The 11,281-nt window shown below is 69.5% G+C and carries 10 protein-coding genes, 1 tRNA gene and 1 other RNA gene; 5 read left to right on the forward strand and 7 right to left on the reverse strand.

The window, feature by feature from the left end; all coding sequences use genetic code 11:
* On the reverse strand, nt 1–1,291 hold a 1,291-nt coding region (locus HG542_RS15810), incomplete at its 3' end, for a DNA polymerase III subunit gamma and tau (protein WP_171081902.1).
* Between the two features lie 84 nt (nt 1,292–1,375).
* Nucleotides 1,376–1,470: signal recognition particle sRNA small type (gene ffs / locus HG542_RS15815), an RNA gene on the reverse strand.
* Nucleotides 1,471–1,581: 111 nt separating this feature from the next.
* Between ffs and HG542_RS15820 the strand changes: the two genes are divergently transcribed.
* The 4 genes from HG542_RS15820 (at nt 1,582) to rfbB (ending at nt 5,075) form a co-directional block, all read left to right on the forward strand.
* Nucleotides 1,582–1,669: transfer RNA gene (locus tag HG542_RS15820), tRNA-Ser, on the forward strand.
* A gap of 125 nt (nt 1,670–1,794) precedes the next feature.
* Complete coding sequence (locus HG542_RS15825; RefSeq protein WP_229922668.1) at nt 1,795–2,880, forward strand: PP2C family protein-serine/threonine phosphatase; 1,086 nt, start codon at nt 1,795–1,797, stop codon at nt 2,878–2,880.
* A 150-nt stretch (nt 2,881–3,030) separates the two neighbouring features.
* The gene (locus HG542_RS15830; RefSeq protein WP_171081906.1) at nt 3,031–4,098 is read left to right on the forward strand and encodes a glucose-1-phosphate thymidylyltransferase; all 1,068 of its coding nucleotides are present in this window, start codon (nt 3,031–3,033) and stop codon (nt 4,096–4,098) included.
* On the forward strand, nt 4,095–5,075 hold the full coding sequence (gene rfbB / locus HG542_RS15835) for a dTDP-glucose 4,6-dehydratase (RefSeq protein ID WP_171081907.1): 981 nt from the start codon (nt 4,095–4,097) through the stop codon (nt 5,073–5,075). The genes HG542_RS15830 and rfbB overlap by 4 nt, the downstream gene beginning before the upstream one ends.
* 46 nt (nt 5,076–5,121) lie before the next feature.
* Here rfbB and HG542_RS15840 read toward each other — a convergent pair whose 3' ends face one another.
* The 5 genes from HG542_RS15840 to HG542_RS15860 form a co-directional block, all read right to left on the reverse strand.
* Nucleotides 5,122–6,513, reverse strand: a complete 1,392-nt coding sequence (locus HG542_RS15840; protein ID WP_229922667.1) for an NDP-hexose 2,3-dehydratase family protein — start codon at nt 6,511–6,513, stop codon at nt 5,122–5,124.
* Between the two features lie 93 nt (nt 6,514–6,606).
* Nucleotides 6,607–7,251, reverse strand: a complete 645-nt coding sequence (locus tag HG542_RS15845; protein WP_171081909.1) for a response regulator — start codon at nt 7,249–7,251, stop codon at nt 6,607–6,609.
* Between the two features lie 43 nt (nt 7,252–7,294).
* Entirely contained in the window at nt 7,295–8,593 is a 1,299-nt protein-coding gene (locus HG542_RS15850) for a sensor histidine kinase (RefSeq protein WP_171081910.1), read from the reverse strand.
* Nucleotides 8,551–9,390, reverse strand: coding sequence for an ABC transporter permease (locus HG542_RS15855; RefSeq protein WP_171081911.1), 840 nt, complete (start codon nt 9,388–9,390; stop codon nt 8,551–8,553). The genes HG542_RS15850 and HG542_RS15855 overlap by 43 nt, the downstream gene beginning before the upstream one ends.
* Nucleotides 9,387–10,202 (reverse strand): ABC transporter ATP-binding protein, encoded by an 816-nt coding sequence (locus HG542_RS15860; RefSeq protein ID WP_229922666.1) that lies wholly within the window; start codon nt 10,200–10,202, stop codon nt 9,387–9,389. The genes HG542_RS15855 and HG542_RS15860 overlap by 4 nt, the downstream gene beginning before the upstream one ends.
* 301 nt (nt 10,203–10,503) lie before the next feature.
* Between HG542_RS15860 and HG542_RS15865 the strand changes: the two genes are divergently transcribed.
* Nucleotides 10,504–11,262 (forward strand): NAD-dependent epimerase/dehydratase family protein, encoded by a 759-nt coding sequence (locus HG542_RS15865; protein ID WP_171081912.1) that lies wholly within the window; start codon nt 10,504–10,506, stop codon nt 11,260–11,262.
* Nucleotides 11,263–11,281: the final 19 nt, after the last annotated feature.

Below are 11,281 nucleotides of genomic sequence, written 5' to 3' on the forward strand. Positions count from 1 at the left end.
GGGCTCCCCCGGCGACGGCAGCCCGCGCCGCAGCCGGGCCCGAGAGCCCGCCGGCCGGAGCCTGCGGCTCGTGGCCCTGCGGCCCGGGCACGTACCCCATGGCCGGCCCGCCGCCCGCGAGGGCACCGGAACCGGCGCCCCGCTCCAGCCGGTCGAGCCGGGCCCGCACCGACTGCTCGTCGTCGAAGGCCGCGGGCAGCAGCACCCGCGCGCAGATCAGCTCGAGCTGCAGCCGCGGCGAGGTGGCGCCGCGCATCTCGGTCAGCCCCTGGTTGACCAGGTCGGCGGCGCGGCTGAGCTCGCTCGCGCCGAAGACCGAGGCCTGGGCCTGCATCCGCTCCACGACGTCCGCGGGGGCGTCGATGAGCCCCTTCTCCGCCGCGTCCGGCACGGCGGCGAGGATCACGAGGTCGCGCAGCCGCTCCAGCAGGTCGGCGACGAAGCGCCGCGGGTCGTTGCCGCCCTCGACGACGCGGTCGACGACCTCGAAGGCCGCGGCGCCGTCGCCCGCGGCGAAGGCCTCGACGACGGCGTCGAGCAGCGAGCCGTCCGTGTACCCCAGGAGGGACGTCGCCATGGCATACGTCACACCGTCCTCGGCGGCACCGGCCAGCAACTGGTCCATGACGGACATCGAGTCACGCACGGACCCCGCGCCGGCCCGCACGACCAGCGGCAGCACGCCGTCCTCGACGGGGATGGCCTCGCGCCCGCACACCTCGGCCAGGTAGTCGCGCAGCGTGCCGGGCGGGACGAGCCGGAACGGGTAGTGGTGCGTACGCGACCGGATGGTGCCGATGACCTTCTCGGGCTCGGTCGTCGCGAAGATGAACTTCAGATGCTCCGGCGGCTCCTCGACCACCTTCAGCAGGGCGTTGAAGCCCGCCGAGGTGACCATGTGCGCCTCGTCGATGATGTAGATCTTGTACCGGCTGGAAGCGGGCCCGAAGAAGGCCTTCTCGCGCAGCTCACGGGCGTCGTCCACGCCACCGTGCGAGGCGGCGTCGATCTCGATGACGTCGATCGACCCGCGCCCGTTGCGCGCGAGGTCCTGACAGGACTGGCACTCGCCGCAGGGCGTGGGCGTCGGCCCCTGCTCGCAGTTCAGGCAGCGCGCGAGGATGCGCGCACTGGTCGTCTTGCCGCAGCCGCGCGGCCCGCTGAACAGGTACGCGTGGTTGACCCGGTTGTTCCGCAGGGCCTGCTGCAACGGGGTGGTGACATGCTCCTGCCCGATGACCTCGGCGAAGGACTCGGGACGGTAGCGGCGGTAGAGCGCGAGGGACGACACACCTACGACGATATCGGGCCCCACCGACAAGTGGTCTCCCTCACAGATTCCCGGCCCGCGGCCCCCGTCCGCACCCCCGGAAACACAAGGGCCCCCCACGCACCCGCCAGAGCCCACTTACCCTTGCTGCCTTCCGGCCCTGGGGGAGTTCGGTGAGATAGCGCCACGTGAGGGGCTTGCCTCCACCCTAGCGGATCCCAGGGGGTGCGGAACCACCCCTCGTGCCCGAAGATCGCCTCCTCGGGGAACGGGTTCGCGAGCACTCCTCCGAGTCTTGTATTGTTTGCCGCGGAGGATTCGCCTAGAGGCCTAGGGCGCACGCTTGGAAAGCGTGTTGGGGGCAACCCCTCACGAGTTCGAATCTCGTATCCTCCGCCAGTGCCTCACCGGGCACGATGTCGAAGGGCCCCGCTGCTTGCAGCGGGGCCCTTCGGCGTTCCCCGGTCCCCGCGACCGCGCCGGCCACCGACCCATGTCCGGATTGTGTCGATATGATATGCAGCGTGATCAAGCCTGGACGGCCGCATCCCCGCCGGCCCCACGGGCGGTGGCCCCCTGTGCTGCTGTCGCCGGTGCTCCTGACCGTGGTCATCGCCAGCGTGGCCTACACCACGCCCCGGAGCATGGCCTTCAGCCGCCTGCTGCCCGCGGCCCCCGCGCTCGCCGCCGCCATGTGGCCGGTGCTGCCCACCGTGCTGCTGGGGACGGTCTGTCTGCTGCTCATGATCGGGCTCGGCATCGTCTTCCCCGACCTGGGGGTCTGGTACACGGGCGCCGGCATCGTCGCGGTCACCGTGGCGGCCGCCTACGGCAGCCACGTCCGGCTCCAGCGGGAGCAGTCCCTCCTCCAGGTGCGGCTCGTCGCCGATGCGGCGCAGAAGGTGGTCCTCAGCCCGATGCCGCGCTGCTTCCGGGAGATCCGGGTCGAGGCGCTCTACGTGGCGGCCGCGGCGGAGGCCCGGATCGGCGGGGACTTCTACGAGGCGGCCGACACCCCGTACGGGGTCCGGCTGCTCATCGGCGACGTGCGCGGCAAGGGGCTGCCCGCGGTGGGGGCGGCAGCGGCGGTCGTCAACGCGTTCCGGGAGGCGGCCTACGACGAGGACGGGCTGAGCGGCATCGCGCGCCGCCTGGAGGCCAGCAGCACCCGGTACAGCACCACGTTCGCCCCCGAGGACCTGCTGGAGCGCTTCATCACCGCCCTCCTCGTCGAGATCCCGCACGAGGGCGGCCGGATCGGCATCCTCAACTGCGGGCATCCCCCGCCGCTGCTCCTCAACCGCGGGGGGCTGCGCGTGCTGACGCCCAAGGTGCCGTCCCCGCTGCTCAACCTCGCGGATCTGATCGGCGAGCAGTACAGCGTCGACGTGTTCGACTTCACCCCCGGCGACCAGCTGCTGCTCTACACCGACGGTGTCACCGAGACCCGCAACCGGAACGGCGACTTCTTCCCGCTGACGGACTGGATGCGGCAGCAGACGGCACCCGGGCCCCGGGACCTGCTCGACCGGCTGCACCGCGATCTTCTGCAGTACGGCAACGGCCTGCTCGACGACGACATCGCAGCTCTCGCGGTGAGCCTCCGATAAGGCCACCGCGGGGCGTCCCAATTTTTCTCAAGAAGGACTCGAAGGGCGACAGGGAGCATCAGGGCGTGGCGGCGTCGGTGGAAACCCTGGTGCAGGGAGGGGATGGCCGGCATGTGCCACACGTCGATCCCTCTCGCTCTAGGAGTATCCGTGAAGGCACTCGTCCTGTCCGGGGGCGCCGGAACCCGGTTGCGCCCCCTCACGCACACGTCGGCCAAGCAGTTGGTGCCCGTCGCCAACAAGCCCGTACTTTTCTACGGCCTGGAGTCGATCGCGGCGGCGGGCATCACCGAGGTGGGCATCATCACCGGCGACACCGATCAGGAGGTGCGTGCCGCCGTCGGAGACGGTTCCGCCTTCGGGATCACGGTGACGTATCTGCGCCAGGAGCAGCCTCTCGGTCTGGCGCACGCGGTACTGACCGCGCGTGAGTGGCTCGGCGAGGACGACTTCGTGATGTTCCTCGGCGACAACTTCCTCATCGACGGCATCGAGCCGGTCGTCGCGGAGTTCACGGGCGCCCGGCCCGATGCCCAGATCCTGCTGACGAAGGTGACCGACCCGTCGGCGTTCGGTGTGGGCGAGGTCGACGGCGACGGCAAGGTCGTGCGGCTGGAGGAGAAGCCCCGGGTTCCCCGGAGCGATCTGGCACTGGTCGGGATCTATCTGTTCACACCGGCGATCCACGAGGCGGTGTCGAGCATCACACCGTCGCGCCGGGGCGAGCTGGAGATCACCGATGCCATTCAGTGGCTGATCGAGCAGGGCCGCGACGTGCGCTCCACGCTCATCGACGGGTACTGGAAGGACACCGGCACCGTCGACGACCTGCTCGAGGTGAACCGGATCGTGCTGGAGAGACTGCCCGCGCGCCATGAGGGGACCGTCGACGAGAACAGCGAGATCCTCGGGCGGGTTTCCGTCGGACCGAACGCCGAGATCCGCAACTCGCGCATCATCGGCCCTGTCGTGATCGGCAGCGGGGCCCGGATCAACGGGTCGACGGTGGGACCGTTCACGTCGGTGGCCGAGGACTGCCAGATCATCGACAGCGAGATCGAGTACTCGATCGTCCTGCGGGACTCCCGCATCGAGGGGGTCCACGGCGTCGAGGCCTCCCTCATCGGCCGCAACACCCAGGTGACGTCGGCGCCCTGGACCCCCCGGGCGCACCGGCTGGTCCTCGGCGACCACAGCACGGCTCGGATCAGCGCATGAAGATTCTCGTCACCGGCGCGGCCGGATTCATAGGTTCGCACTTCGTGCGCATGCTGCTCGATCCGACGCGGACGGACGACAGCCATCTCGTCACCGCCGTGGACAGCCTCTCGTACGCGGGAAATCCGGCGAATCTCGCGGCGGTCCGCGACAGCGAGGGATTCCGCTTCGAGCTCGGGGACGTGACGGACGCCGCGCTCATGGAGCGGGTCGTCGCGGGGCAGGACGCCGTGGTGCATTTCGCGGCGGAGTCCCATGTGGACCGTTCCATCGACGGGGCACGGGACTTCGTGCACACCAACGTTCTGGGAACGCAGACGGTTCTGAACGCGGCGCTGCGCGCCGGAGTGGGCCGGGTGCTGCACATCTCGACGGACGAGGTCTACGGGTCGATCGCTTCCGGTTCCTGGCCGGAGGAGCACCCGCTGGAGCCCAACTCGCCCTATGCGGCCTCGAAAGCGGCCAGTGACCTGATCGCACTGGCATACCACCGCACCCACGGACTGGACGTGCGGATCACACGCTGCTCGAACAACTACGGGACGCACCAGTACCCCGAAAAGATCATCCCGTTGTTCGTGACCAACCTCCTGCAGGGGCGCAAGGTGCCGCTGTACGGAGACGGGCTCAGCATCCGGGACTGGCTGCACGTCGACGACCACTGCCGGGGCATCCTGCTCGCCCTCGAGCACGGACGGGCCGGCGAGATCTACAACATAGGCGGCGGTACGGAGCTCACGAACCGGGAGCTGACCGGGTTGCTGCTCGAGGCGTGCGGAGCCGGGCCGGACCGCATCGAGTACGTCGCGGACCGCAAGGGCCATGACCGCCGCTATTCGGTCGACTGGAGCAAGGCCCGGCGCGAGCTGGGTTACACACCGCGCTACGACTTCTCACGCGGCCTCGCCGAGACCGTGGCGTGGTACCGGGACAATCGGGCCTGGTGGGAGCCGTTGCTGCAGCGGAACGGCAGGTGAGGCCCGGCGCGCCCGGCGTTCGGTACGACGCGCCGGGCCCGCCCGCCTACACCATCGGCTGCAGGCAGGCCAGCAGACTGCGGGCCTCCACATTGAGGTAGCCGCCGTGCCGCACCAGCGCGTACAGCTGGCGCAGTGCCATCCACCGGAATCCGGGCGGTGGCGTGGACGACCGCACCTCGTCATCGACTCCGACGGCGAGGTAGCGATTCTCCGCCTGGTAGAACCGGCCGCCCTCCTCGGAGAGGAGGGTGTCGTAGAGGATGTCCCCGGGTGCCGCTTCGCGGACCAGATCCAGATAGCGGGGCTGCTGACCCGCCGGCAGGCCGTGGAAGTTGTCCGGCACGCACTGGACGGTGGGCCCCAGTTCGACGACGTCCGGAGTCCCGCCCTCGGCGCGGGCGTGGACGAGGACCTCCACGTCTCCGCGGGTGCGGCAGACGAGGAAGGCGACCACGCCCCTCCCCCGGGGGGCGATCAACGGCTGTCCCCAGGACGTCACTTCACGATTCGACGCACGCACCATGGTCCCGATGACCTGGAAGTAGCGGTTCTCCTCGTGGCTGATGGCGTCCTCGGAGCGCCGCCACCGGTCCACGGAGGCGAGCGGGACGAGCCGGGAGACGAGTGACGAGCGGCTCTTGGCGTTGTTGAGCCAGCTCTGGATGGCGGCGGTCTCCGACTGCGCCGCGTCGTCGAAGGCCGCCGCGGGCGCGCTCAGGGGCAGGCAGGACAACACGGTGCGGGCGTCCATGTTGACCATGTTGTCCTCGCGCAGCAGGGCGTGGAGCTGTCCGACCGTCACCCAGCGGTAGTCGTCGTGCACGACGACGTCCTCGTCGGTCTCCACGATGATGTTGCGGTTGCGCTTGCGGTAGAAGCTTCCGCCCTGTTCCGAGTGCAGTACGTCGGCGAGCACCCGGCCACGCCCCGGCTCGGTGAAATATTCCAGGTACCGGGTGGCCGCACCGCCGTGGAGGCGCAGGAAGTTGCTGCGCGTGGCCTGCACCGTGGGCGACAGCTGCAGCACATTGATGTTGCCCGGTTCCATCTTGGCCTGGACGAGCAGGCAGAGGACGCCGTCGATCTCCTTGGCGAGCATCCCGAGGACACCCACCTCGGGCTGGTCGATGACCGGCTGGGACCAGTGCGGCACGGGGCCGTCGGCGCCCGACACGTCGAGACCGCGGATGCGGAAGAAACCGCCGCTGCGGTGCACCAGGTCGCCGGTGTCGTCCGTGAAGCGCCAGCCGTCGAGCTGCGCGAACGGGACCGGGGTCGTGGTGAATTCATTGACCCGGGCCCGTTCCTCGAGCCACTGGCGTATCTCCGGAAGGCCGCCCGTGCCCGGAGTGGTCGACGTACGGGCGGACTCCAGGCACCGCTCCGCCGTGCCCCGGGGGGTAAGCGGCTCGTGAACCGCGGGAGGGAGAACCACTGTTGCTGCACCTCTCATCATCGTCATGGGAGGTTCAGCTTCTGTCGTCCGGTTCGAAGTGCGGCGGGGAACCGATCCACCGGGGAGGCGGGCCTACCCGCGCGCCTCGAAGACGTCGGTGAGCAGGCGGCGTTGCAGGGCGACCGTGACGGCGGCGGTGCGGTCGCCGACGTCGAGCTTGGCGAAGATGCGCACGAGATGGGTCTTGACGGTCGTCTCGCCGATGTTCAGCTGCCGGCCGATGGCGGCATTGGTCAGGCCTCTCGCCACCAGCCGCAGGACGTCGAGTTCGCGGGCGGTCAGCGTCTCCTGGACGGGGGCCCGCACGTGATTGACGAGTTTCGCGGCGATGAGCGGCGGCAGGACGGTGTCGCCCTCGGCAGCGGCCCGGATGGCCGCCGTCAGGGCGTCCGGCGTGGCGTCCTTGAGCAGGTAGCCCGCGGCACCGGCCTCGACCGCGCGCACGATGTTGGAGTCCGTGTCGTACGTGGTCAGGATCAGCACCCGGACGTCCGGGCACCGGACGGAGATCTGCGCGGTGGCCGCCACGCCGTCGAGCCCGGGCATCCGCAGGTCCATGAGGACGACGTCCGGGCGCAGTTCGTCCGCGAGGCGGATCGCGGCCGTCCCGCTGTCCGCCTCGCCGACGATCTCCAGGCCGTCCTCGCCGGCCAGCAGTCCCACCAGCCCGGCTCTCACCACCGGATGGTCATCGGCGATCAGCAACCTGATGGCCACGGCCACGCCCCCTCGCTCGCGCTCTTCCCTGGACGTCCCCCGCTCACTGCTTCCAGGCCACCTCGACCGTGACGCGTGTGCCTTCACCGAGGCGGCTTTCCACGTTCACCGTCCCGTTGACCTGTTCGGCACGGGACCGCATGCCCCGCAGGCCGAACCCCTGGGTCTGTTCGGGGTCGAAGCCCTTGCCGTCGTCGGTGATCTCCAGGAGGACCGATTTCGGATGGTAGCTCAGCCGGACCCGCACGTCGCCTGCGCCGGCGTGCTTGCGCACGTTCGCGAGGGCCTCCTGGGCACACCGCAGCAGGACGACCTGGACCGCGGAGTCCAGGGGAAGGGGGGTGCCGGCGATGTGCGCCTCGGCGACGATGCCGAGTTCGTCGCCCAGGCGGGCGGTGATGTTCTTGATCGCGGTGTCGAGGGGGGCGCTGCGCAGGTGCAGCGGGCCGGAGGAGGTGACCACGGCGCGGGCTTCGGCGAGGTTCTCGCTGACGGTCTTCTGGGCGAGTGCGAGGCGTTCACGAACCCTGCCGGGGTCGCTGAACGCGGCGGCGTCGGCCGCGCGGATGAGCATGAGGGTACTGGTCAGGCCCTGCCCGATGGTGTCGTGGATCTCCTGGGCCAAGCGGTGTCGCTCGGCCATGACGCCTGCCTCGTGGTAGGCGGAGGTGAGCAGGGCACGGCTTTCCTCGAGTTGGGCGATCAGCTCGCCACGGCGGCGGTTCTCGACCAGGAGCTGGGTGACGAAGAATCCGACGAGCAGTGCGAAAAGCCAGGTCGTGGCGTTCTGCAGAGCGGTTTCGCCGATCGCCTTCGCGGCGAAGCCATGGTGCCGCAGGTAGATCGCATCGCTCAGCAGCGTCACGCCCGCGCCACAGGCAGCAGCGAGGCTGATCGGCGAGAGCAGCGCGAAGCTGATGGGGAGGACCAGGTAGAGGGCGATGGGAGCCCGGTCGTCGATCGCCGTGAGGAACAGGGTTCCCGCATAGGCGATCGCGAGGAACACCCGGCCCGACCACGGGGGCCGGGTGCCCGAGAGGGCCGGGGCGCCCAGCGTGATGTACGAGGCGGCGAGGCCGGCCAGGGCCAGGTGGGCGAACCAGGGAGCGTCATCGGCCCACAGCAGCACCTCCAGGACGATGCCCATCAACGTGAAGGAAGCGTGCCAGCCCAGAATGATGCGCAGCAGCCACCCCTGGCCGCTGTCCTCCTCGGCGGCGGCGGTGGGGGGCTGCTGCAGGTTTCCGGGAGCGGGGCCGCCCGGCCGGCCGGCCCCGTTCTCCGCGTCGGTGGGGACGGTCACCCGTCGTTGCGGCTCTTCCAGCGAAACGTCTTCAGGCATACGAGCAATCCCACTACGGCGTAGGCACCGAGCGCCAATGCGATCTGTCCGTGCCCCCAGCTGTGGCCGGGCTCATAGGGCCGGAAGGTGTCGGGGAGGAACACCGACCGCATTCCCTGGCAGATCCACTTCATGGGGAAGAACGAGGCGATGATGCGCAGGACGTGGGGCAATTGGTTGAAGGGGATGAAAACACCGGAGATGAACTGCAGCACGATGACCGGCAGGAAGACCATGGCGCCTGCGCTCTGCGGGCGCACGTAGCTGCTGTAGGCGAGACCGAGCAGGGTGCAGCTGACGATGCCGAGGACGAAGACCCAGGCGAACGTCAGCCAACGGGCGGGATCCGTGGGCAGTTTCAGGCCGAAGAACGCGGTACCGAGACCCAGCAGGATGACGGCCTGTCCCAGGCTGGAGACCAGCACCACCGCGACCTTGCCCGCGAAGTAGGCGCTCTTGGGCATGGGCGTGGAGCGCAGACGCTTGAGGGTGCCGTTCGCCCGCTCACCGACGACCTGCAGGACCATGCTCTGGAAGCTGGTCGCCATGATGCCGACGCCCAGCATGCCGGTGACGTAGATCTGCTGGGCGTCGACGCCGGTGTCGGCGATGTGCTGTTTGAAGATCGAGGCCAGCAGGACGAGCATGAGCAAGGGCATCCCGAAGGTGAAGACGACCTGGCCCTTTTCGCGGAAGAACTGTTTGATCTCCAGGGTGCTGCGTGCGACGGCCACCTTCCACAACGGCAGCGCAAGCCGCGGGGCCGTGATGCTCTCCTTGGTCGCGGACGCGCTCACGCGTTGTCTCCGATCATGTGCAGGTAGATGTCTTCCAGGGTGGGGCGCGTCACCGTGAGCTGGGGAACGTCGCCGCCGTAGCGGCCGGCGAGCTCCAGCACGGCGCCGGTGGGGTCCTCGGTCTCCATCCGGTGGGCCCCGTGCTCGTCGTTCCAGCCGACGACCGCCTTGGCCAGGTGGCGGCCGCCGAGCCGCTGCGGGGTGTCCACATCGACGATGCGCCCGGCGGAGATGACCGCGACCCGGTCGGCGAGGTGCTCGGCCTCGTCGAGGTAGTGGGTCGTGAGCACGATGGTGGTGCCCTCGCGGCGGAGATCCAGGATCAATTCCCAGAACTGCCGGCGGACTTCGGGGTCGAAACCGGTGGTCGGTTCGTCGAGGAAAAGCACCTCGGGGCGGCCGACGAGGCCCAGTGCGACATCGAGGCGGCGGCGCTGACCGCCGGAGAGCTGACGGGCGAGCTGATCCCGCTGCTCGTGCAGACCGACCGCGTGCGTCAGTTCGGCGACGTCACGGGCTCCCGCATACAGCGATGCGAAGTGCTCCAGAATTTCCCGGACGGTCAACTGCGCATAGTCCTGGGAATCCTGGAGCACCACACCGACCCGGGTGCGCCAGGCCGCCGTTGCGCGGCGGGGGTCCTCACCGAGCACGCTGAGCTCGCCGCTGTCGTGCGAGCGCAGACCCTCCAGGATTTCGGTGAACGTGGTCTTGCCGGCTCCATTGGGGCCGAGCAGCGCGAATATTTCGCCCTTTTCCACGCTGAGTTCGTCCACATCCAGGACGACACGCTCGCCATAGCTCTTTCGCACGTTTCGTGCCTGAATCACTCGGTCAGTCAACACATCAATGGACCTTAATCTTCGGTTCGGTTCGGCACAGCGTGCGGTCGAAGGAGTACCCGTGTCCTTCGATCGATGGACACGGGGCGGGGCAGGCGGGTCGTCCGGTGCGTCCCAACCGACTTGGACAAGGCTTCGAGTGCGGGGAGCCAGCATGCTGCCGAGCGCCGCCGGGTGGCGGCGCGTGCGACCGCAGGGCCGCCTCGGTGCCCGGAGGCGGCTTCCGCCCGAAGCACCCTGGCACGCCGACCTGACAGTGAGGAGCGGATCGATGGAGATCATCGGCCGGGGTTTCGTCGCCCAGAACTTTCGCACCATCGCGCACCGGCACCCGGACGTGGTGGTGTACGCCACCGGAGTCGCGTCCACCACGGCGACCTCGTCCGCCGACTTCGGCCGGGACGCGGAACAGCTCTACGAGACAATTCGCGCCTGCCGGAGTTCGGGCCGGCGGCTGGTGTTCCTCTCGACCGCCTCGTCCGCCATGTACGGAGCGGTCGAGGGCGCAGCCGTGGAGGACGGGCCCGTCTTCCCCTCGATGCCGTACGGCCGGCACAAGCTGGCCATGGAAGTGGCGGTGGCCCGTTCCGGCGTCGATTTCCTCATCTGCCGGATGACGAACCTCGTGGGTCCGTCGCAGAGGCCCCACCAGCTGCTGCCGTCCTTGGTCGCCCAGGTCCGTTCGGGACGGGTGCGCGTCCACAGCGGGGCGCACCGTGACCTGCTCGACGTCGCTCACGCCCGCGCGGCCATGGACGGTCTGCTGGAGGCGGGAGTCAGCGGGGAGACCGTCAATCTCGCCTCGGGTTTCTCCGTTCCGGTGGAGGACGTCGTGGCGTACATCGAGCAGCAGCTGGGGATGAAGGCCCGCCGGGAGACCGTTGCACCGGCGGGCCAGGGCTCTGCCGCGCCGGTGTCGATCGCGAAGCTCGCACGCCTGCTGCCGGGCATAGAGCAGCGCTTCGGGCTCGGTCCGCGGTACTTCGAGAACGTCATCAGCCGCTACCTGGACTCTCCCGTTCCCGCCTGACCGGCCCGTTCCGGCGCCG

The organism is Streptomyces morookaense (genome assembly GCF_013030945.1).
GTDB lineage: Bacteria > Actinomycetota > Actinomycetes > Streptomycetales > Streptomycetaceae > Streptomyces > Streptomyces morookaensis.

Bases quoted from the DNA above. Each gene is read 5' to 3' on its own strand.
- HG542_RS15850 (WP_171081910.1), bottom strand. From the start codon at position 8,593: ATGCCTGAAGACGTTTCGCTGGAAGAGCCGCAACGACGGGTGACCGTC.
- rfbB (WP_171081907.1), top strand. From the start codon at position 4,095: ATGAAGATTCTCGTCACCGGCGCGGCCGGATTCATAGGTTCGCACTTC.
- HG542_RS15865 (WP_171081912.1), top strand. From the start codon at position 10,504: ATGGAGATCATCGGCCGGGGTTTCGTCGCCCAGAACTTTCGCACCATC.